The sequence below is a fragment of the Erythrobacter sp. CCH5-A1 genome, assembly GCF_001557115.1.
GTDB lineage: Bacteria > Pseudomonadota > Alphaproteobacteria > Sphingomonadales > Sphingomonadaceae > Erythrobacter.
Genome location: NZ_LSKQ01000264.1, coordinates 1 through 21,960, shown reverse-complemented (window position 1 = coordinate 21,960; position 21,960 = coordinate 1). Strand labels below are relative to the sequence as shown.

Genomic DNA, 21,960 nt, shown 5'->3' with positions numbered 1-21,960 from the left:
GTCGGCAGCGTCAGATGTGTATAAGAGACAGGCGCCAGATCGGGCAGTGGCGCGAGCTGATCCTCAACAATGACGGCACGATCAACCGCAACGAGTACATCCGCGTCGCCAACAATTACAACACGCCCGCGATCATGGACTACCGCCTCGGGCCGACGGCGGCGGATTTCGGCAATGCCACCAACAGCGCGGCCACCTTGTGGGGGCCGGACCAGACCAGCGGGTTCGGGCTGTGGCCGTTCGGCACCTTTGCCGAAAACAATGCCGCCGAGCGCGCGAAATGTGCCGCGCCTGCCGATCTGCCGCGCAGCGACCAGGAAGCGCGGGCGCGCGGCATGGAGGGCCCCGCGTGGCTGGTCGGCGGCGCCTTCGCCTATCTGCCGGACAATCCGCAGGACGCCGATTTCCGCTTTGGCATCGGCAACTTCAAGGGGGCGGACGGCCTTGTCTTCGAACCTTCCGGCGGGCTGTGCATGCGCATGTTCGGCCAATGGGACGGCGACTTCTGGGTGCGCAACAACATCGCCGCGCGCGCCAATCCGCAGGTGCGCGAAGCGGTCGCCAGCCGCCGACCCGATCTGCCGCTGGTGCCCACCGCGATCACCCGCGGCCGCGCCAATTCGAGCCAGATCGGCTTTGCCGCTTTCCGGGACGGAACCATCCTTCCGACGGTCGTCGGCAACTCGGCGCCCGAGTTCTTCGACCCGGCCGGCATCCGCCTGCCTGCGGGCATGGTCCCGACGGCGATGGCGGTGACTCCCTACAACGAGTTCCTCGTGGTGAGCGTCTGGGACACCAACACCGTGACCGGCAAGCTCGCCTTCATCGCCCTGCGCCCGCGCCAGATGGCGGTCGGCAGCCCCTCTCAGACCCAGAACACCCGCTGGTACTGGGGCACGCCGGGGGCGTGGACCAACCGGGGGATGAAGCTGCTCGGCTTCGTCGACCTGCCCTTCGCCGCGCCGACCAGCATCGACGTGTCGAACAACCTCTATCTCCAGAACACCCGCGGCTTCGGAGACAATGACGATCCGGCGCGCGGCGATCTGTCGCGGCAGTCGGTGCGCGACCTGTGGCGGGGCGTGAACCCGGTCTATCCGGCGGGCGATGTCATGTGGCACCAGCTGGCCTCGGGCGGTTATGCGGTGGTCGCATCGCGCGCGGAAGGGCGGGTGAGCTTCGTCGACATGACGCCGCTCTACCAGCACTACCGCGATCTCTACCTGACCACGCAGGCCAACTTCAACCGCACGCTCGACGCCTCGCTGACCGACGGGGCGAAATTCCCGTTCAGCTTCACCGCCGTGCCCAGCCAGCGCCCGGTGGTGACGACCACGCTCAGCGTCGCCCAGCCGACTGGGGTCAGCGCCGGGATCATGGCCAACGGCTACATCAACACCCGCAGCCTCGACTATTTCGAGTACGTCCGGCGCTCCCCGCGCGAGGACTGGTCGGGCGCCGAGCCCGAGCGCTATCTCGCCCGCAGTCGGGCTTATGTCGCGACGATGGACGGGACGGTGCGCGGGTTCAATGTGCAGGGGCTGACCTTCCCGACCTCGCCGGTGGGCAAGACGGTGTCGGCGACCCCGCTGTTCGCCTTCTCCGCGGGCCGCAACCCGAACTTCGCGCAGGTCAACGCCACCTCGACGGCTTCGGACGACCTGTGGCTGGTCAGCCGGGGTGATCGCCGCATCACCTTCGCCTGGCCCACGGGGGATGTGCAGTACAGCTTCACCGACAGCCGTCTGGTCGATCCGGTCACCGGCTCGGTCTCGTTCAATCAGGGCGGTTTCGGCGGCCGGGGGCCGGGGCTGGCAGTGAATGCGCCCTTCATCTCGATCATGGACTACAACGGCAAGGCGATCCTGACCTATGCGGTCAATCCCCGTCCGGTGCGGCCCAACGGGGAGCTGTATCCCTTCCGCGCGCCCAGCGGAGCGGTGGACGTGCTGTTCGGCTCGCGCCGTCCCTTCCCGGGCAAACCCTTCGCAGTCGACCAGGAGGAGATCATCTGACCGGCTGCGGGCGGAGTGGCCCTCCGCCCGCCCGGTTCGCTCAGCCGGGGTGGGCGGCGATCCATTCCTCGACCACCGGCGCGACCTTGGTGCGCCACTTGCTGCCGTTGAAGATGCCGTAGTGCCCCGCGCCCTCGGCCATGTAGTAGCGCTTCTTCTCTTCGGCGAGGTTCGGCGTCAGCTTGAGCGCCGCCTTGGTCTGGCCGAGGCCCGAAATATCGTCGCGCTCGCCCTCGATGGCGAGGAGTGCGGTGTCGGTGATCTGCGTGATGTCGACGAGCTCGCCCTTGTGGCGGAACTCGCCCTTGGGGATCGAGTGCTTCTGGAACACCTCCTCCACCGTCTGGAGGTAGAACTCGGCGGTCATGTCGCAGACCGAGCGGTATTCGTCGTAGAAATCCTTGGTCGCCTGCGCGCTGGCCTCGTCGCCTGCAGTGAGGTGTTTGAACATCTCGTAGTGGCTCATCATGTGGCTTCTGAGGTTCATGCTCATGAAGGCCGAAAGCTGCATGAAGCCCGGATAAACCCGCCGGCCGGCACCCGGGTACTTGAAGGGCACCGTCGCGATCACGCTTTGGCGGAACCATTCGATCGGGCGCTGCATCGCCATGTTGTTGACCACCGTCGGGCACTCGCGCGTGTCGATCGGGCCGCCCATCATGGTCAGCGTCAACGGCGCGGCGGGGGACTTGCGCAGATTGAGCAGCGCGGTCGCCGCGAAGGCGGGAACCGAAGGCTGGCACACCGCCATCATGTGCGCGCGGCGGCCGTCGTTTTTGGTCGTGATGTGCTCGAGGAACTGGATCAGATAGTCGATATAGTCATCGAGGTCGAAGTCGCCGCGATCGGCGGGCACCATCTTGGCATCGGCCCAGTCGGTGATGAACACCTCGCAGCTTTCGAGCATCCGTTCGACCGTGCCGCGCAGCAGCGTGGCGTAGTGGCCGCTCATCGGGGCGACGATCAACAGGCGCGGGCGATCCTTGCCGAGGCCCTCGACACGGAAGCGCTTCAGGTCGCCGAAGGGGCGGCGCAGCACGGTCGATTCGGAGACAGGATAGCACTGGCCCTTCACCGCGATTTCACGGATGCCGAACTCGGGCTTGTCGTAGCTGGCGGTCGCATGGGCGAAGACATCGAGCGCGCTGGCCGCCATCGGGCCGAAGCCGGTATAGCCCAAGGGGTTGACGGGGTTCGACAAAATCTCGGACCCGATCGAGGCGAGGGCGCTCGCGCTGTTCATCCAGCTGCGCTGCATCTCGTAGGCGAAGTAGAGCATGGGAGGACCTCATGACGCGAAACGAACGGGTGCGGCGCCTCGTGAGCGGATGCCGCTTGGAGCCAAGATGGCCGCTCGGCGGACATTGTGCAATGCACAATCCCGCCCGTCTTGCCGGGTATGCGCGCGGGCTACCCGCTTTTTGCACGTGAAATCGGCGCGGCAAGGGTCTAGAGGCCAGCGACCATGCACGGCGAACACCCCCCGCACGACGCGCCCCAGACCTCCGACGCCATGCCCGAACCGGCGGTGGCGGTGGTGTCGGGACCGGTCGAGCCTGCGCCCAAGTCGCGCAGCCTTGCGCCCTTGCGCATGGTGTTCGGCACCGCGCTCGAATACCCCCGCCAGATCACCTTCGCGCTGATCGCGCTGGTCATCACCTCGGCGGCCACGCTGGCGATCCCATACCGCTTCAAGGTCATCATCGACAGCGCCTTTGCGGGCGGGGCGGACCCGGCGCAGATCGGCCACGCCTTCCAGTATCTGCTGATGATCGTCGCGATCCTCGGCCTCGGCACGGCGATGCGGTTCTATTTCGTGAGCTGGATCGGCGAGCGCGTGGTCGCCGACATCCGCCTGAAGGTGCAGAACAACCTGCTGCGCCTCTCGCCCGGGTTCTACGAGGTCAACAGCCCCAAGGAAATCTCGAGCCGGATGACCTCGGACACTGCGATCATCGAGAACGTGGTGGGCACCACCGTCTCGGTCGCGCTGCGCAATACGCTGACCGGGATCGGCGGGATCGGCTTTCTGGTCTACCTCGCGCCCTCCCTCACCCTCGGCCTGCTGATCGGCATTCCGGCGATCGTGATCCCGATCGTCTATTTCGGGCGCAAGATCCGCGCGGTTTCGCGCACCAGCCAGGACCGCATCGCGGACGTCGGCGCCTATGTCACCGAAGTGCTCTCGGCGATGAAGATCGTCCAGAGCTTCGGGCAGGAACGGCGCGAGGGCGAGCGCTTCGCCAGCGTGGTCGAAGGCACCTTCGAGACCGCCAAGCGCCGCATCCTGCTGCGCGCGGCGATGACGACGGTGGTGATCATGCTCGTCTTCGGCGGCGTGGTGCTGGTGATGTGGCGCGGTGCGCTGGCGGTGGCGGCGGGCGAGATCAGCGGCGGCACCATTGCCGCCTTCGTGCTGACCGGCGGCCTCGTCGCAGGCGCGCTGGGGGCGCTCACCGAGGTCTATGGCGATCTGCTGCGCGGCGCGGGCGCTGCGAGCCGGCTGGCGGAACTGCTCGAGGCCCGCCCCGAAATCGCGCCGCCCGCGCGGCCCGAGCGCCTGCCGGAACCCGCGCGCGGCAGCCTGTCCTTCCGCAATGTCACCTTCCGCTATCCCGCACGCCCCGAGGCGGCGGCCTTGCGCGACTTCACGCTCGAGATCGAGCCGGGCGAAACGGTCGCCATCGTCGGCCCCTCTGGCGCGGGCAAGTCGACGATCTTCCAGCTAGTCGAGCGGTTCTACGACCCGCAAGGAGGCACCATCCGCCTGGACGGCGTGCCGCTGACCAGCGCCGACCCCGCCGAAATCCGCTCGCGCATCGCGCTGGTCCCGCAGGTGGGCGTGCTGTTCAGCGCCAATGCGCGCGACAATCTGCGCTACGGCAAGTGGGACGCGACCGACGAGCAGATCTGGCAGGCCGCCCGCGCCGCCAATGCCGAAAGCTTCCTGCGCGCGCTGCCGCAGGGGCTCGACACCCATCTGGGCGAGGGCGGGACCCAGCTTTCGGGCGGGCAGCAACAGCGCGTCGCCATCGCCCGCGCGCTGCTGCGCGATGCGCCGATCCTGCTGCTCGACGAAGCGACCAGTGCATTGGATGCCGAGAGCGAGCAGCTCGTCCAGCAGGCACTGGAAGGCCTGATGCAGAACCGCACCACGCTGGTGATCGCCCACCGCCTCGCCACGGTGCGCGCGGCGGACCGGATCGTGGTGCTCGACGAGGGCCGGATCGTCGAGCAGGGCACGCACGAGGTGCTGACCAAGGCGGGCGGGCTCTATGCGCGCCTTGCCAGGCTGCAATTCGCCGCCGACGCGGCGTAGTTTTCGCGGTTTGCTGACGCGGACTGGCGGGAGGTCTACGCCACCGCAGGTGGCCGCCAAACAATTCGACGAACCGCGCTGCGCGTCGACGAAGCGCAACCCTTCGGGCTTTGCGACGTTACTGTTACGCCATGCGACATCCTGTCGCCGCTTCACAGGGACCGAAGACGCACATGATCCACAAGACCGCCGCCCTTCTCGGCGCGAGCCTCCTCGCGCTGGCGAACCCCGCCTTTGCCGACGACCATGTCCATGACGCGCAGGCCGATACCCTGCAGGGCGCCGAAACCGCGGCCGCGCCCGCGCTGCCCACCATCAGCTTCGGCAAGTGGGGCTTCGATCCGGCCTACCTCGCCGCCGACATCAAGCCGGGCGACGATTTCAACGCCTATGCCAACAAGAAGTGGATCGACGCCAACCCGCTCCCGCCCGAATTCAGCCGCCTCGGTGCCTTCACCCTGCTCGGCGAGAAGAGCACCGCCGACGTCAAGGCGCTGATCGACGATCTGTCCGCCAAGGACCCGGCCACCCTTTCGGGCGACCAGACACGCATCCTCGAAACCTATCGCGCCTATCTCGATACCGACGGGATCGAGAAGGCGGGCCTTGTCCCGACCTACCCCTATCTCACGCGCATCTACGGCGCGACCACGCTCGACCAGCTGGCGATGCTGTGGGCCGAGCCCGGCATTCCCAGCCCGCTCAGCGCCTTCGTGACGATTGACGCCAAGCAGCCCGACCGCCAGATCGCCAGCGTCGGCTTCGGCGGGCTCGGCCTGCCTGATCGCGACTACTATCTCGACACCACCGAGAAGGGCAAAGCGGTCCAGACAAAGTACAAGGCCTATCTCGCCTTCCTGCTGGGCGAGGCGGGTTATCAGGATCCGGTCGCCGCGGCCGAATCCGTCTACGCCTTCGAAGACCGGATCGCGCGCACAGTCACCTGGGACCGGGAAGTGCGCCGCGACCGCGACCTCACCTACAACCTGCTCACCGCGCAGGAACTCACCGCGATCGGCGGCAAGGTGCCGGTCGCCCAGATGCTCGCCAAGATCGGGATCGCGCAGAGCCCGGGCTTCCTCGTCAGCCTGATGCCGCCCACGGCCGAAGAGATCGCCGCAAAGAAGATCGGCGATGCGACCCTCGCCAAGATCGGCACGGGCCTGCCGGGCATGTTCGCGCTGCTGAGCGAGACCGCGCCGGCGACCTTGCAGGCGTGGATGGCCAAGGAGTTCCTCTCGGCCCATGCACCGGTCCTGCCCAAGCGCTTCGATGATGCGCGCTTCGCCTTCTACAACAAGACCCTGCTCGGCACCCCCGAACAGCGCCCGCGCTGGAAGCGGGCGATCGGCGAGACCGAGGGCTTGCTCGGCGAGCTGGTCGGCAAGGAATATGTCGCGCGTTACTTCCCGCCCGAAAACAAGGCGGCGATGGACGAGCTCGTGGCCAACCTGCGCCTCGCGCTCGGCGAATCGCTCACCGAGATCAAGTGGATGAGCGAGGCCACCAAGGCCGAGGCCCGCGCCAAGCTCGCCAGCTTCGATCCCAAGATCGGCTACCGCCCCAATCTCGAGACCTACGAGGGGCTCGCGATCACGCCGGGCAACCCGATCGCCAACCGCATGGCGGCGGCCCGCTGGGGCCGGGCGGACAATATCGCCAAGCTTGGCGCGCCGGTCGACCGCACCGAATGGGGTATGCTGCCGCAGACGGTGAACGCCTATTACAACTCGGTGAAGAACGAGATCGTCTTCCCCGCCGGCATCCTCCAGCAGCCGTTCTTCGCGCTGACCAACGACATCGCGGTCAATTACGGCGCGATCGGCGGGGTGATCGGCCACGAGATCGGCCACGGCTTCGACGACCAGGGCTCCAAGTCCGATGCCACCGGCACCCTGCGCAACTGGTGGACCGACGACGACCGTAAGGCCTTCGACGGGCTGACCGACCGTCTGGTCGCGCAGTACAATGCCTTCTGCCCGTTCGACGCGGGCAAGACCTGCGTCAACGGCCGCTTCACGCTGGGCGAGAACATCGGCGATGTCGGCGGGCTCTCGATGGCCTACCGCGCCTACAAGATCGCGACCAAGGGCAAGGACGTGCCGGTGATCGACGGCCTGACCGGCGACCAGCGCTTCTTCCTTGCCTGGGCGCAGGTGTGGCGTTCGACCCAGCGCGAGGACAATTACCGCAACCGCCTGCGCACTGACCCGCACAGCCCCGAGGAATACCGCGTCAACGGCGTCGTGCGGAACCTCGACGAATGGTACGAAGCCTTCGGCGTCAAGCCGGGCGATGCGATGTACCTGCCGCCCGAACAGCGCGTGCGCATCTGGTGATGACCCTTGGTTGCCTGCCCGCCTCCGCGGGCAGGTCCCCGGTGCTGTTTCAAGCCCTGCTTGCTTGAGCACCTGCGGCTCGCGCCGTGCGCTTGCGGCCCGTCCTTCGGCGGGCCGGGCAGTATGCGCCTCAGAGGCCCGCTCCTCCGCCGGAGCGGGCCTTTTGCGTTTGACTTGGCCGCCACCCTCGTCGAAGCGGTGCGCCCATGACCGACACCCTGGCTGCAATCCTGCTCGGCATCCTCGAGGGGCTGACCGAATTCCTGCCCGTCTCCTCGACCGGGCACCTCATCCTCGCCACCGAATTTCTGGGCTTCGACCAGAGCCAGTGGGAGGTGTTCAACATCGCCATCCAGCCCGCCGCGATCTTTGCGATCGTGGTGCTCTACTGGCGCACCTTCTGGGACGTGGCCAAGGGCCTGTTCGGCTTCGAGAAGGGCGCGCTTGCCTTCTTGCGCAACCTCCTGGTCGCGTTCTTCCCGGCGGTGATCCTCGGCCTCGCCTTCGGCGACATCATCGAGACGATGCTCGGCAATGCGGTGCTGGTGTGCTGGGCGCTGATCGTGGGCGGCGTCGCGATCCTCGCCATCGAGCGCTGGGCCAACCCGCCCGCGGAAGGCCCCGGCGTGTCGGGCGTCCCCTTGCGCACCGCGATCCTGATCGGGATCGTCCAGTGCCTCGCGATGATCCCCGGGGTGAGCCGTTCGGGCGCGACGATCCTCGGCGCGATGGCCTTCGGGGTGGACCGCAAGACCGCGGCCGAATTCAGCTTCTTCCTCGCCGTGCCGACGCTTTCGGGGGCGACCGTCTACCAGCTCTACAAGCACGGCAGCGGGCTGACGGGCGATGACCTGCAGCTGATCGCGATCGGTTCGGCGGTGGGCTTCGTCACCGCGCTGGTGGTGGTGAAGCTGTTCGTCGCGGTGGTGACGAAGATCGGCTTTGCCCCCTTCGCCTGGTACCGCATTGTGCTCGGCGCTGCGGGCCTTGCGTGGCTGACGCTGGCTTAAGTTGTTGTTCGCTGTCTGCGTCACCGAAGGTGGCCCGCAAAGAAGCACTTTTCTGGAACCAGCCGCGCTGCCGCTGGTTAGGAAGGCGAACCGCGCTGACGAAAATGTCAGGCGGGCGACCTCTCGGAGACTTCGGACAAAATGGCGTTGCTGGTGCTGATCGTGTTGGGGGCAACTCTGGGCTGGCTGGCCTCGATCCTCGCGCGGACCGAGGCGCCGGGCAGCATCCTGCGTCAGGTGGGGCTGGGGATGATCGTTTCGGTCGTGACCGGCGAGATCGCCAATGAGGGGACGATGATCGGCAGCCTCTCGTTCCTCGGCCTCGGCGTCGCGCTGGCGGCAACCGTTGCGGCGCTGGTGCTCTACCACGCGATCTTCACGCGGCGTCGCGCCAAGGCGTAATTTGTTTCGCCCTCAGACGCCGGGCGGCGGACGTCCGTCCGCCTTGGCTTTCCTCGCATAAGCGCGGGCGGCCATTCGGCCTTGCGAGGCCTGCGGCCTCGATATTTAGACCGGAGTAGCCCCGCTCCCCCGCCCGCCGCGCAGGTGATACTCCTGCGTGCCGCGGTGCAGCACATTGTCGACATCGATCACCGCCGAGTTGGCATAGGTGAAGCCCGCCGGCAGGCTGCGATAGAGCCGGTCGAAATCGCGCTCTACCGTCTGGCGGTAGAGATCGGCGAAGCTCTCGATCACGAAATAGGTCGGTTGCAGGTCGCTGATGACGTAATCGGTGCGCATCACCCGGTCGACGTTGAGCATGATGCGGTTGGGGCTCTCGGCCTCGACCGCGAAGCGCGCCTCGGTCGGCCCTGACAGGATTCCGGCGCCAAATGCGCGCACCTCGCCCGCTTCCTCGATCAGCCCGAATTCGACCGTGTACCAGTAGAGCGCGCCCAAGGCCTTCAGCCGGTTGTAGCGCATCGCTTTCCACCCGGCGCGGCCATATTCCTGCATGTAATCGGCATAGGTGGGGTCGGTCAGCATCGGCACGTGGCCGAACACGTCATGGAAGACGTCGGGCTCCTCGATATAGTCGAAGGTCTCGCGCGTGCGGATGAAATTGCCCGCCGGAAAGCGCCGGTTGGCGAGGTGCCAGAAGAACACGTGATCGGGGATCAGCATCGGCACCGGCACGACGCTCCACCCGGTGAGCGCGCCCAACTCCTCCGACAGCTGCCCGAATTCGGGAATGCCGCCGCGCCCGAGATCGAGCTTCTCCAAGCCCGCCATGAAGGCGCTGCACGCGCGGCCGGGAAGCACCTCCATCTGGCGGGCGAAGAGATCGTCCCACACGGCGTGATCCTCGGCCGAATAGGCGGTCTGCGCCGGCTCCAGCCAGTCCTCGCCGACATGCGCCGGGCGCGCGAGCGGCGCGGTGAAGACTTCCGCCGCCATTTGCGGCAGGGTGGCAAAATCGGGTCGGGGGTCTGCGAGAGTCGCCATGGTTGCAGGTGATACTACTTTCGCCCGGCAAGGACAAACGGGAGGGTTGCCGGATGGGCATGAAGCGCAAGGAATATGAAGCGGCGCTCGAGCCGCTGACGCTCGAGCTGGTCAGCATGGCGCGCTGGGTCAAGGCTACGGCCGCGCGGGTGGTGGTGCTGTTCGAGGGGCGCGACACCGCGGGCAAGGGCGGCGCGATCACCGCGGTGCGCGACAGCCTCAACCCGCGCCAGTGCCGCACCGTGGCGCTGGGCAAGCCGACCGAGGCGGAGCTCGGACAGTGGTATTTCCAGCGCTATGTCGCCCACCTGCCCACCGCGGGCGAGATCGTGCTGTTCGACCGCTCCTGGTACAACCGTGCGGGCGTCGAGAAGGTGATGGGCTATGCGAGCGCAGAGCAGGTCGAGGCCTTCCTCAAGGCCGTGCCCGCCTTCGAGAAGCTGCTGGTCGATGACGGTATCCTGCTGTTCAAATACTGGCTCGCCACCGATCAGGCGGAGCAGGAGGAGCGGCTGCGTGAGCGGCTGGAGGATCCGCTGAAGCGCTGGAAGCTCTCCCCGATCGACCTCGCCGCGCGGGAGAAATACGACGATTACACCAAGGCGCGCGAGGCGATGCTCAAGGCGACCCACACCGCACACGCGCCGTGGACTTTGGTGGATTTCAACGACCAGCGGCGCGGGCGGCTGACGCTGGTGCGCGACCTCCTCTCGCGGGTGCCCGACACGCATGAGGAGCCCGAGGCGATCGACTTCCCGGAGCTTGGCCGCAAGCCCGCGAAGGAGAAGTTCAAGGAGCTGAAGCCGATTCCCGATTTCGAAATCTGATCGTCATCGCGAGGAGCGCAGCGACGCGGCGACCCATGGGCCGAAGCCAGCCACTTCGAGGTCCGGTCATGGATTGCTTCGTCCGGTCGAACAGGTTCGACCCTCCTCGCAATGACGAGGGTCAGAGGTCTGCGCTCGCCGCCGTCACCTGCCGGCCATCTGCCGCAAATGCCGCCAGCTCGTAGCCCTCGTCCTTGGCGCGCATCACCAGATGCAGCGGCTCGCCCGCGATGGCGGGGGAGAGGCCCCGGAAGCTGAACGTCCGCAGGCGGTTCTCTCCCAATGCGCGCGCCGCGAGTTGCAGCAGTAGGCTCGCGGTCAGCGGGCCGTGGACGACGAGGCCGCGATAGCGCTCGACCCCTTCCGCATAGGGCGCATCGTAATGGATGCGGTGCGTGTTGAAGGTCAGCGCCGAGTAGCGGAACAGCAGCCGGGCGTCGGGGGTGAGGGTGCGTTGCGCATCCCAGTCCGAGGGATCGAAGCTGCCCTCGCCCGGCGGCGGCGGGCTCAGCGGCGCATCGGGCGCGGCGGCCTCGCGATAGACCAGCGTCTGGGTCTCGATCACCGCGATGGTGCCATTGGCCTTGGTGACATGCTCGACGTCGACAAAGGCGAGTCGGCCCGACCCGCCTTCCTTCTCGCTGACGCCGGCGATCCGGCTACGGCGCTCGATCACCGCGCCGATGGCGATGGGGGCATGGAAGGCGATCTTTGAGGAGGCCCACATCCGGCGCGGCATGGGGAATGGCGGCAGGAAGCTTTGCTGGCTGTCATCGCGTGCAGGGTGGCCATCCTCGCCCAACGCGGCAGTGGGGGCCTGCGGGGTGCTGAGCGCGAAGTGGATGCCCTGCGGCATGATCGGCGGATCGGGCCTCGCCAGGTCGAAGGTGGCGAGCCAGCGCGCCGCCAGCGCCTCGTCCAGCCGATCCGTGGCGCGGTTCTCGCGCCCGATCCAGGCGCCGAAATCGCTCATTCCGCCCGCTCGAACACTGCAGCGATGCCCTGACCGCCGCCGATGCACATGGTCTCGAGCCCGTAGCGCACCCCGCGCCGGTGCATCTCGTGCGCCATGTCGGCGAGGATGCGGCCCCCGGTCGCGCCGATGGGGTGGCCGAGGCTTATGCCCGAGCCGTTGACGTTGAGCATGTCGCGGCGCGAATCGTCCGCCGACCAGCCCCAGCCCTTGAGCACGGCGAGCACCTGCGGGGCGAAGGCCTCGTTGAGTTCGACGAGGCCGATATCGTCCCAGCTATAGCCGCGCCGCGCGAACAGGCGCTCGACCGCGGGCACGGGCCCGATCCCCATGCGCGAGGGATCGCAGCCTGCCGCCGCCCAGCCACCGAACCACAGCATTGGCTGGAGGCCCAATTCCTCCAGCTTGTCCTCGGCGACCACCAGACAGGCGGCCGCGGCGTCGTTCTGCTGGCTGGCATTGCCGGCGGTGACGATGGCGGCGGGGTCGCGCTTCACATCGATGGGGGCGAGCTTGCCGAGCGTTTCCATGCTCGCGTCCGTCCGATAGCCCTCGTCATGGTCGAAGACCACCGGATCGCCCTTGCGGCTCGGGATGGTGACGGGCACGAGTTGCTCAGCGAACTTGCCCTCGGCCCACGCCCGCGCCGCGTTCTGGTGCGAGCGGACCGCGAAAGCATCGGCCTCCTCGCGCGAAATGCCGTAATCCTTGGCGAGGTTTTCCGCCGTCTCGATCATGCCGGTGATGACCCCGAAGCGTTCGATGGGTTGGCTCATCACCCGTCCGCGCGAGAGGCGGTCATGCAGCACCATGTCCCCCATCCGCACGCCCCCGCGCGCGGCGAGGGTGTAGTGTTCGACGTTGGACATGGACTCGACCCCGCCCGCCACCACGACATCGGCCATCCCGGTCTCGACCATCATCGCCGCCGTCGCCACCGCCTGCACGCCCGATCCGCAGCGCCGGTCGAGCTGGAAGCCGGGAACTTCGATGGCCAGGCCCGCCGCGAGCCAGCTCCAGTGGCCGATCGCGGGCGCCTCGCCATTGCCGTAGCCTTGGCTGAACACCACGTCGTCGACCCGCGCCGGATCGATGCCCGAGCGCTCGATCAGCGCCTTGAGGATCACCGCGCCCAATTGGCCCGCGTTGAGGCTGCTGAGGCCGCCGAGGAACTTGCCGACGGGCGTGCGCAGGGGAGTGCAGATGGCGGCGCGTCTGGTCATGTCTTGTCCTTGTCTGAAAGAGCCACAGTCCCCGCATCGACCAGCTTGCCGATCGCGCCCGAGGAAAGCCCCAATTTCTCGGCCAGCACTTGTTCGGAATGCTCGCCGAGGTAGGGCGCGGGCGCGGGGTCGCCTGCTTCGCGTCCCGGCACGTTCACGAAGCTGCGGGTCGCGGGATAGGCGAAGCCGGAGGGGTTAGCGGGGGCGGGGCCGAACAGGGGGTTGCCCGCCACCAGCACCGGATCATTCGCCGCTTCGTAGGCGGTGCGGTAGCGTTCGAAGGTGCAGCCTTGCGCCGTCATGCGGGCTTCGAGGGCGGCGTAATCCATCCCGTCCGCTGCGCTCTGGAACAGCGCGAAGAGCGCGGCGCGGTGCCGGAAGCGCGGGGTGTCGCCGTCGGCAAAGCGGACGCCGACTTCGGCCTCCAAAGCGGCAATGCCGTCCTCGACCCCGAACGCCTTGACCAGCCCGCTCCACTGCTTGGCCGTCAGCGCGGCGACCATGAACCTGACGCCATCGCGAGCGCGAAAATCCCGCCCGAACGCGCCCCAGATGGCATTGCCCAGCCGCTCCCGGTCGCCGCCGCGATAGAGCACTTCGGCGAGCAATCCGGCGTTGGCCATGGTGCCGATCGCCACGTCGCCCAGCGGCAGGCGCACCTCGCTGCCCTCGCCGGTCCTGTCGCGGTGGCGCAGCGCGGCGAGCATGGCGAAGGCGCCATAGGCCCCGGTTATGAAATCCCACGCGGGCAGCACCTGGTTGACGGGGGGGGCGGTCGCCGGGTCCCACTCCTCCGGCCCGCACATCAGCGGGTATCCGGCGGCGGCGTTGACCGTGAAGTCCATCGCCTGCCGCCCGTCGTGCCAGCCCATGACGCGCAGGGAGATCATGTCCGCGCGCTTGGCCTGCATCGCGGCATGGCTGAGGAAACTCTGCTCGGGCAGGTTGGTGATGCACTGGCCGACCTTGGCCGCCAGCTCGACCAGCAATTCGCGCCCCTCACCCGATTGCAGATCGAGCGCGACCGACTTCTTGGCGCGGTTCAAGTTCTCCCAGCTCAGCGAGCGACCCTCGCGCGTCAGCATGTAGCGATTGTAATCGAGCCCGCCCGCCTTGTGGTCGACCCGGATAACCTCGGCACCCAGTTGCGCGCAGTAGAGCCCCGCCGTGGGCGAGGCGACGAAGCTCGAGACTTCGACAATGGAGAGGTCGTTGAGGAGGTTATACATCGGTCGCCGAGGCCCACCCCGCTGCGACTAGCGAGCAAGCTCGCAAGTCTCGCGCCCCTCCCGCTTGCGGGAGGGGAATGAAGCTTGGTGAGCGCAGCGAACCTAGCTGCAATGGGGTGGGCATCGGCGCCTCAACCATTCTCTTTCCACTCGCGCAGCATGTGCTTGGCGATCTGGAGCTGGAGGATCTGCGTCGTGCCTTCGTAGATGCGGTAGATGCGCGCATCGCGGAAGAAGCGTTCGGCGTCGTATTCGGCGAGGTAGCCCGCGCCGCCATAGACCTGCACCACGCGGTCGACCACGCGGCCGCACATCTCCGAGGCGAAGACTTTGAACGCGGCGGCCTTGACGAGAATGTTCTCGCCCCGGTCAGCCCGCGCCGTCACGTCCTTCATCATCGCTTCGGCGGCGTAGATTTCGATCTCGCTGTCGGCGAGCATTTGCTGGATCAGCTGGAAATTGGCGATGGGTTCGCCAAACGCCTTGCGTTCATTGGCGTAGCGCAGCGCCGAGTCCAGAGCGCGCCGCGCATAGCCGGTCGCCGCTGCGCCGACGCTGATGCGGCCATTGTCGAGGCTCTTCATCGCGAAGACGAAGCCCTTGCCGGTCTCCCCGCCGAGCAGCGCGTCGCCCGGCACGCGCACATCATCGAGCATGATGTCGGAGATGTGCGAGCCCGATTGCCCCATCTTCCTGTCAGGCGAGCCGGTCGAAACCCCCGGCGCGTTCATCGGCACGAGGAAGGCGGAAACGTGCGCGTTCTTTGGCAGCGCTTCCTTGCTGGTGCGCGCCATGATCAGCGCGACATCGGCGTGGGGGGCGTTGGTGATGTAACGCTTGGTGCCGTTGAGGATCCACCCGTTGCCGTCCGGATCGGGCGTGGCGGTGGTCGCAAGCCCGGCTGAATCGCTCCCCGACCCCGGTTCGGTCAGGCCGAAGCAGGCGATCCGCCCTTCCGCGATCTTCGGATACCACTCGGCCTTCTGCGCGTCCGTCGCCCCGTTCTTCAGCGCGCTCGCAAACATCCCGACATTGATCGAGAAGATCGAACGGTACGCGGGCGCGGCATAGGCCATGATGTTCACGACGCGGGCATATTGCGTCATGTTGAGCCCCGCGCCGCCATATTCCTCGGGCACCGAGAGGCCGAACAGGCCCATCTCGCGCATTTCATTGATGATTGACTCGGGAATGCGGTCCTCGGCGATCACCTGCGGTTCGGCGGGGATCAGGCGTTCGCGGACATAGCGCGCAAGCTGCTCGGCGAATTGCTCGAAGGTTTCCTCGTCCATGCCGGGATTGGCGGGGGCGGAGAGGTTGGCGGGGGCGTTCATCGTGTCGGCATCCTTGTGAGAGGGCGCCTCGCCCGCCTAACGGCGGGCCTCGGCGGCGTCGCCTGTCATTTCGGCAGGCGCGGGGGTTTCGGGCGGCGCATCGGTGGGGAGCGCGTCGGGCGGGAGGCGGCGCTGGTCGAGCATGCTCGCCGCCTCGTCGAGCGCCTTGGCCTCGCCCGGGCTGACCGCACCGGGCGGGCGCGCGCTTTCGCTCCCGCAGGCGGCAAGCGCAAGGGCCAGCACGAGGGCAAGCGGCAGGGCGCGGGGCAAGGCGCGGGGCATCGCGGCGGCTTACTGGCCCGCGTCTTCGCCTTCGCCGGCGGCTTCGAGCGCCTTGCCCGCGACCGCGGCCGCGGCATCGCCTGCGGCAGTCGCGCCGGCCTCGGGCACCTCGGGCTCGGGCGCGTCGGTGGCGGTGGCCGAGGGGTCGGCGACGGGTTCGTCGCGCACCGGCTCCAATGCGCTGTCGGCGGGCATCTCGACCGTATCGGCGCTCGCCTCGGTCGAGGCATCATCGGCGCTGCCGCAGGCGGCGAGCGTCAGGCTGACGGCGGTGAGGGCGGCAAGGGATGCGATCTTGCGCATGGGTCGGGTCTCTCCTCTCGAATGAGCGGGCACGGCGGGGCTCATGCCCCCGTCCCGGTTCGCGGGAGGGTTTAGCCATGCCTGCCCCCTGCCGCCAAGCGGCAAATTCGGCAACGGCGCCAAGCGGCAAATGGTGGCTTAACCAATGGCCGGTAGAATCGCGCGCGTCATGACCCGCAAGCCCTCCTTCGCGCTCAACGCGCTCGCCGCGGCAACGCTGGTGCCCGCCGCGGTGCTGGTCGCGCAGCCGGTGCCCGAGGCTTTCACCGTGGTGGAGACCGGGCAGAGCTTCGGTACCCTGCAGGAAGCGGTCAACGCCATCGGGCCGGGGCGCGGCACGATTCGCATCCAGCCCGGCACCTACCGCCAATGCGCGGTGCAGGAGGCTGGCGTCATCGTCTACGAGGCGCCGCAGCCCGGCAGCGTCACCTTCGCGGGCCGCGCCTGCGAAGGCAAGGCCGCCTTCGTGCTGCGCGGGGTCGGCGCGGAGATCCGCGGCATCACCTTTACGGGCCTGCGCGTACCCGACGGCAACGGGGCGGGCATCCGGCTCGAGAAAGGCGCGCTCAATGTCGCCTATGGCCGGTTCGAGAACAGCCAGCAGGGCATCCTCACCGCCAACGACCCGCAGGGCCGCATCTTCATCACCCGCTCGACCTTCGCGGGGCTGGGCACCTGCGAGAACGCGGCCGGGTGCGCGCATTCGATCTACATCGGCAATTACGGCGCGCTCACCGTGCGCGAGAGCCGGTTCGAGCGAGGCACGGGCGGCCACTACCTCAAGGCACGCGCGGCGCAGGTGGTGATCGAGGGCAACAGCTTCGACGACGCCAACGGCCAAGGCACCAACTACATGATCGACCTGCCTGCGGGCAGCATCGGCCGGATCGCCGACAACTGGTTCGTGCAGGGCCGCGACAAGGAGAATTTCTCCGCCTTCATCGCGCTGGGGGCCGAAGAGCTGCTCCACCCCTCCGACGGCCTCAGGGTCGAGAACAACGAGGCCCGCTTCGTCCCCGGCCTGACCCGCAGCAGCGCCTTCCTTGCCGACTGGACCGCGAGCCGCGTGGTGATGCAGGGCAACCGGATCGCGGGCGGGATCAGGCAGTACGAGCAGCGCTGAGGCATGCGGCTCGGGTAAGCGGCGGGGCGTCAGTCGCTCCAAGGTGGGACGCGCGGTGCCGGCGGTTTGACCGCAGGATGCCGGCTGTGGGAAAGCCGCCGCATCGGAACGGAGCCGATGCGCCACGGAGGACACCCAGGATGATGTCGCGCCGATTGATGATGGCCGGTGGGGCAGCAGCGATCGTTGCGCCCGGTCTTGTGTCGTCCGGTCCCGCGTCGACGCTCTTGCAGGCGCAGGTGGGGCCCCGCGGGAGTGCCATCCCGCGCGATCCCGCCAAGGCGGCGGCCGCGCCGCCCGTGCGACTTGGCGACACGATCTTCACCGCCGACGATCCTGCTGCCGAGTGGCACAAGGCGGGGCACCACACCGTGCGGGTATTCCTGCGCAAGGGGCCCTGGGCGCTGATCTGGTATCTGCAGGCGGCCTCTCCGGTGGACGGCAAGCCGTTCGATGTGGTGGTGGTGGAGCGGCAGCGCTGGAACAACCTGGCGGCCGAGACCCCCGCCGCCAGCTACCGGGCGAGCGTCTTCGGCCGCGATTATGCGCTCTACGGCCACGGCGATTTCCAGCGCTGGGTGGCCGCATCGCGCAGCTGGCCCGTCTCGGACCGCGAGCTCAATCGCTGGCAGTCCTACGGGATGCTGCTGCCCTGGGGCATCGGGCCCAAGCTGCAGGCCCCGTCGGAATGGTCCTACATGGACCCGGTCCCCGACTACGTGCCGCTCGACAAGGGCGGGCTCACGCCGGGCATGGGGACCACGGGCCTGCGCGACGAGGTGGGGCCGATCGTCCACCGGCAGGCGCGCTACATCATGGAACGCAGCGCCGAGATGCGGCGCGTCTCGATGAATTACGGGCTGACCGCGGCGTCGATCCCGTGGCATGTGCGCGGGGCCGACGGCGCGCCGCTGCTGCTCGACACGCCCAATATTCCGCTGAAATTACAGCAATATTATCAGAACTATCCCGAAGAGCGGATCATCTCGGTCAGTCCGGGGATGCAGTTCGATTGGGACATCGACAACGCCCACCGCCCGTGCCCGTCGCTGATTCCGGCCCTGCTTTCCGAATTGCACCCCTTCTTCGTCGAGGAGCAGGTCTTCTCCGCCTGCGCCGTGCTCAACACAGTCACCCCCGATTATCGCGGGGCCAGCGGCAAGCTGGTCGATCAGGGGCAGGGCCGCGACTGGGCGTGGTCGATGCGCGATCTGCTGCTCGCCTATGCCCTGCTCCGCTCCATGCCGCCGCAGGACTGGCTGCCGGAGGTCGCGTGTTTCGATGCGATCCTTGTCGCCAACCTCGAGCGCGCGGTGAAGGCGCTTGGCGTACCGGGGATGGGGCAATTGGGGATGTTCTGGGAAGAAGACGCCTACGACAGCGAGCCCAATCCGACCTTCTGGCCCTCGATCCGCACGGGGCAGCGGCCCGGCGTCTATACCGGAATGATCGTCAACTACATCGCCTATACGCTCGATTGGGGGCGGCGCCTGCATGGCGATCCGCGCTGGTCGGAGTTGCAGACCGCCTTTGCCGAGCGGTTCCAGGCGCGGCGCTTCCTCGCGAGCGGGCCGTTCTGCTTCCTCAATCTGCCCGCGCGGCTGGAGGGGCGCTGGTTCAGCGACTGGCGGCAGATGGCGCAGGCCGTGGGCCTGCCGGCCGACATTGCGCGCCAGCCGTGGCACGCTTTCGACAAGCCGGTGAACGATCCGCGGGTCTACGAATACACCACCGAATATCCCGCGACCTTCTATCACGGCCTGAAGCTGGCGCAGGAGGCAGGCGCCAACAGTGCCGATGTCGACACCGCGATCGCCCTGATGGAAGCGCAGATTCGCCGCGGCGACACGGACAGCTATCCCGCCTTCGCCATGCGCCATTCGCGGTAGGGTGGCGCTATGGGTGGCGCGCCATCCTGACGGTCTTCACGTGAGCAAATGCCCCGACCGGTCGCGCTTGGTCGCCAGATAGCGCGCGTTGTGGGGGTTCTCGGGGAGCTGGTGCGGCACCCGCTCGCTGACGGTGATCCCCGCCGCCTCGAGCGCGCGGACTTTCGCCGGGTTGTTGGTGAGGAGGCGGATGTCGCGCGCGCCCAGCAGCTCCAGCATCCGCGCCGCCACGGGAAAATCGCGCGCTTCGTCGGGAAGGCCAAGGCGCTGGTTGGCCTCGACCGTGTCGAACCCCTGATCCTGCAACCGGTAGGCGCGCAGCTTGTTGATGAGCCCGATCCCGCGCCCCTCCTGCCGCATGTAGAGGAGGACGCCCCAGCCGCCGCTGTCCCGCGCCTCGTGCGCCATCGCGTGGAGCGCGGCGTCCAATTGCGGGCCGCAGTCGCACTTGAGGCTGCCGAGGATGTCGCCCGTCAGGCACTCGGAATGCAGGCGGACGAGCGGCTGGCGGTCGCCGGTCTGACGGCCGATGACGAGCGCGACATGTTCGCGCAGGTCGGCATTGGAGCGGAAGGCGACGATCTCGGCATCCTCGCAGGCGCTGACGGGGAGGCGCGCGCGGGTGACGATCCTCAGCGCGCCAGCGTTCGCGTAGGCCGCCAGATCGCCGAGGCTGACGGGGAGCGCCTCGCCTGCGGCTTCGGCGTCCACCATGAAGGCGGGGAGGATGCCCGCGATCCGGGCGAGTTCCAAGGCGGCCGCGGCGGTCTCGGCCCAGTCGAGGCTCACCGCCTTGAACGGGCCTTTGAGGGGATTGCCGAGGTCCAGCGCCGGATCGGCGATGGGCAGGGCGTCGCGCAGGGTAAAGGCATCGCCGCCCGCGATCAGCACCGGGGCGTGGGGAACGGCGGCCTCTTTCTGATTGGCGAGCTTTAATGTCGCGGCGCGCGCGGCGGAGATCAGCATCTGCGGCGCGCGCGCCTGCGGGGCAGCGGCGGTCTCCACGGGAAGCAGGACCGGGCCACCCTCGAACGCCAGCGGCCAGCCGTGGCGCAGGGCGTCCACGGCCTGCGCCGCGCGGCGTGCCGGTGAGGGTCCTGTGCTCAGAGGTCGAACTCCGTGATCAGGGGCACGTGGTCCGACGGCTGCTCCCACGCTCGCGCGTCTTCCAGCACGCGGTGCGCGCGCGCCTGCTTTGCCACCTCGGGCGAGGCCCACATGTGATCCAGGCGGCGGCCCTTGTCGTTCTCCTGCCAGCCCGGATTGCGATAGCTCCACCACGAGTAATAGCGCTCCGGCGCGGGAATGTGCTGGCGGCCGAGATCGACCCAGCCGTGCGCGTCCCGGAACCGCCCCAGCGTCTCGACCTCGATCGGCGTGTGGCTGACGACCTTCAACAGCTGCTTGTGGCTCCACACGTCGCTTTCGAGCGGGGCAATGTTGAAATCGCCGACGATCAGCGTGGGCTTGTCGAGCGTGTCGGCCCAGCGCGTCATCCGCCCCAGGAAATCGAGCTTCTGGCCGAACTTGGGATTCAAATCGCGGTCGGGAATGTCGCCGCCCGCCGGGATGTAGACGTTCTCGACGAGGAGGTCCTTGCCCACCACTTCGACCCCGATGTGCCGCGCCTCGCCATTGTCCTGCCAGTCGTGGCGGGTGACTTCGCGGATCGGCACGCGGGAGACGGTGGCGACGCCGTGATAGCCCTTCTGCCCGCTGACCGCCTGATGGGTGTAGCCCAGCGCCGCCAGCGCCTCGGCCGGGAACAGGTGGCTTTCGCACTTGATCTCCTGCAGGCACAGGATGTCGGGGGCGGCCTCGGTCAGCAGCTTTTCGATAAGGCCGACACGCAGGCGGGCCGAGTTGATGTTCCAGGTGGCGACGGTCAGCATCGGGCGGACTTAGGGTGCCGCGCGCGAAACTTCTAGCTTTCACTTTATCGTCAAACGGCGGCGCGATAGGGCAGGGCAATGACCCGGAGACCCGCCATGATCACCCGCACGCTCCTCGCCGCCCTGCTCCTCGCCTCGACCGCCGCCAGCCCGGTGCTTGCCAAGGAACGCCGCGCCAAACCGCCGGAAGAGCCGCGCGCGAAGAACGTGATCCTGTTCATCGGTGACGGCATGGGTATTTCCACCATCACCGCCGCGCGCATCTATGACGGGCAGAAACGCGGGGAGACGGGCGAGGAAAACCAGCTCAGCTTCGAGAAATTCCCCAACGTGGCGCTGGTCAAGACCTACAACACCAACGCGCAGGTGGCCGACAGCGCGGGCACGGCGAGCGCGATGAACACCGGTTTGAAGACCCGCATCGGCGTGCTCGGCATCGGGCCCGAGGCCACGAGGGGCGTGTGCAGCGAGGCGCTGGCGCACAGCCTGCCGACGCTGGGCGAGCAGGCCAAGGCGCGCGGCCTTGCGGTCGGGATCGTCACCACCACGCGCATCACCCACGCGACCCCGGCCGCCGTCTATGCCCACACCGCCGACCGCGACTGGGAGGCCGACACCAACATCCCGGCCGCCCAGCAGGGGCAGGGCTGCAAGGACATCGCGCTCCAGCTCGCCGAAGCGAAGTTCGACGTCGCGCTCGGCGGGGGCACCGCGATGTTCTACGGCAAGAACGGCGGCCGGATCGGCCCGCCGTCC

At 67.9% G+C, this 21,960-nt stretch carries 19 protein-coding genes; 9 read left to right on the top strand and 10 right to left on the bottom strand.

What is annotated here, in order from left to right:
- Nucleotides 1–2,015: hypothetical protein (locus AX708_RS15900; RefSeq protein ID WP_233999671.1), on the top strand; the 2,015-nt coding region annotated here is incomplete at its 5' end.
- Between the two features lie 40 nt (nucleotides 2,016–2,055).
- Here the strand turns inward: AX708_RS15900 and AX708_RS15895 are convergent.
- Complete coding sequence (locus tag AX708_RS15895; RefSeq protein WP_066532826.1) at nucleotides 2,056–3,294, bottom strand: polyhydroxyalkanoate depolymerase; 1,239 nt, start codon at nucleotides 3,292–3,294, stop codon at nucleotides 2,056–2,058.
- A gap of 186 nt (nucleotides 3,295–3,480) precedes the next feature.
- Between AX708_RS15895 and AX708_RS15890 the strand changes: the two genes are divergently transcribed.
- The 4 genes from AX708_RS15890 to AX708_RS15875 all read left to right on the top strand — a co-directional run bounded on the left by AX708_RS15890 (nucleotide 3,481) and on the right by AX708_RS15875 (nucleotide 9,085).
- Complete coding sequence (locus tag AX708_RS15890) at nucleotides 3,481–5,334, top strand: ABC transporter transmembrane domain-containing protein (protein WP_197426279.1); 1,854 nt, start codon at nucleotides 3,481–3,483, stop codon at nucleotides 5,332–5,334.
- Nucleotides 5,335–5,507: 173 nt separating this feature from the next.
- Entirely contained in the window at nucleotides 5,508–7,673 is a 2,166-nt protein-coding gene (locus AX708_RS15885; protein WP_066532824.1) for a M13 family metallopeptidase, read from the top strand.
- Between the two features lie 206 nt (nucleotides 7,674–7,879).
- A complete protein-coding gene (locus AX708_RS15880) occupies nucleotides 7,880–8,683 on the top strand; it encodes an undecaprenyl-diphosphate phosphatase (RefSeq protein WP_066532822.1) in 804 nt (267 codons plus the stop codon).
- Between the two features lie 141 nt (nucleotides 8,684–8,824).
- Nucleotides 8,825–9,085, top strand: a complete 261-nt coding sequence (locus tag AX708_RS15875; RefSeq protein WP_066532821.1) for a hypothetical protein — start codon at nucleotides 8,825–8,827, stop codon at nucleotides 9,083–9,085.
- 105 nt (nucleotides 9,086–9,190) lie between these two features.
- On the opposite strand, the gene phhA is transcribed toward AX708_RS15875, so the two are convergent.
- Complete coding sequence (phhA, locus tag AX708_RS15870) at nucleotides 9,191–10,129, bottom strand: phenylalanine 4-monooxygenase (RefSeq protein WP_066532819.1); 939 nt, start codon at nucleotides 10,127–10,129, stop codon at nucleotides 9,191–9,193.
- A 53-nt stretch (nucleotides 10,130–10,182) separates the two neighbouring features.
- Here phhA and ppk2 point away from each other — a divergent pair, with 53 nt between their 5' ends.
- On the top strand, nucleotides 10,183–10,956 hold the full coding sequence (ppk2, locus tag AX708_RS15865; RefSeq protein WP_066532817.1) for a polyphosphate kinase 2: 774 nt from the start codon (nucleotides 10,183–10,185) through the stop codon (nucleotides 10,954–10,956).
- A gap of 121 nt (nucleotides 10,957–11,077) precedes the next feature.
- On the opposite strand, the gene AX708_RS15860 is transcribed toward ppk2, so the two are convergent.
- From AX708_RS15860 to AX708_RS15835, 6 genes are all read right to left on the bottom strand, one after another.
- Nucleotides 11,078–11,929 (bottom strand): MaoC family dehydratase N-terminal domain-containing protein, encoded by an 852-nt coding sequence (locus AX708_RS15860; protein WP_066532815.1) that lies wholly within the window; start codon nucleotides 11,927–11,929, stop codon nucleotides 11,078–11,080.
- Nucleotides 11,926–13,152, bottom strand: coding sequence for an acetyl-CoA C-acetyltransferase (locus tag AX708_RS15855; protein ID WP_066532813.1), 1,227 nt, complete (start codon nucleotides 13,150–13,152; stop codon nucleotides 11,926–11,928). The genes AX708_RS15860 and AX708_RS15855 overlap by 4 nt, the downstream gene beginning before the upstream one ends.
- The gene (locus tag AX708_RS15850; protein WP_066532812.1) at nucleotides 13,149–14,381 is read right to left on the bottom strand and encodes a CoA transferase; all 1,233 of its coding nucleotides are present in this window, start codon (nucleotides 14,379–14,381) and stop codon (nucleotides 13,149–13,151) included. Before AX708_RS15850 ends, AX708_RS15855 begins: the two co-directional genes overlap by 4 nt.
- Before the next feature lie 131 nt (nucleotides 14,382–14,512).
- Entirely contained in the window at nucleotides 14,513–15,715 is a 1,203-nt protein-coding gene (locus AX708_RS15845) for an acyl-CoA dehydrogenase family protein (RefSeq protein ID WP_066532811.1), read from the bottom strand.
- Between the two features lie 36 nt (nucleotides 15,716–15,751).
- A complete protein-coding gene (locus tag AX708_RS15840) occupies nucleotides 15,752–15,997 on the bottom strand; it encodes a hypothetical protein (RefSeq protein WP_066532810.1) in 246 nt (81 codons plus the stop codon).
- 9 nt (nucleotides 15,998–16,006) lie between these two features.
- Nucleotides 16,007–16,300: a hypothetical protein gene (locus tag AX708_RS15835; protein ID WP_066532807.1), complete on the bottom strand. Its 294-nt coding sequence runs from the start codon at nucleotides 16,298–16,300 to the stop codon at nucleotides 16,007–16,009.
- A 169-nt stretch (nucleotides 16,301–16,469) separates the two neighbouring features.
- On the opposite strand from AX708_RS15835, the gene AX708_RS15830 reads away from it, so the two are divergent.
- Complete coding sequence (locus AX708_RS15830; protein ID WP_066532806.1) at nucleotides 16,470–17,423, top strand: right-handed parallel beta-helix repeat-containing protein; 954 nt, start codon at nucleotides 16,470–16,472, stop codon at nucleotides 17,421–17,423.
- 200 nt (nucleotides 17,424–17,623) lie between these two features.
- On the top strand, nucleotides 17,624–19,312 hold the full coding sequence (locus AX708_RS15825) for a hypothetical protein (protein WP_156454589.1): 1,689 nt from the start codon (nucleotides 17,624–17,626) through the stop codon (nucleotides 19,310–19,312).
- A gap of 36 nt (nucleotides 19,313–19,348) precedes the next feature.
- On the opposite strand, the gene ribA is transcribed toward AX708_RS15825, so the two are convergent.
- Nucleotides 19,349–20,377, bottom strand: coding sequence for a GTP cyclohydrolase II (gene ribA / locus AX708_RS15820; RefSeq protein WP_082745716.1), 1,029 nt, complete (start codon nucleotides 20,375–20,377; stop codon nucleotides 19,349–19,351).
- 38 nt (nucleotides 20,378–20,415) lie between these two features.
- Nucleotides 20,416–21,204, bottom strand: a complete 789-nt coding sequence (locus AX708_RS15815; protein WP_066532803.1) for an exodeoxyribonuclease III — start codon at nucleotides 21,202–21,204, stop codon at nucleotides 20,416–20,418.
- Nucleotides 21,205–21,300: 96 nt separating this feature from the next.
- Here AX708_RS15815 and AX708_RS15810 point away from each other — a divergent pair.
- Nucleotides 21,301–21,960, top strand: a 660-nt coding sequence (locus AX708_RS15810) for an alkaline phosphatase (protein ID WP_197426412.1), incomplete at its 3' end; no start/stop codon positions are given.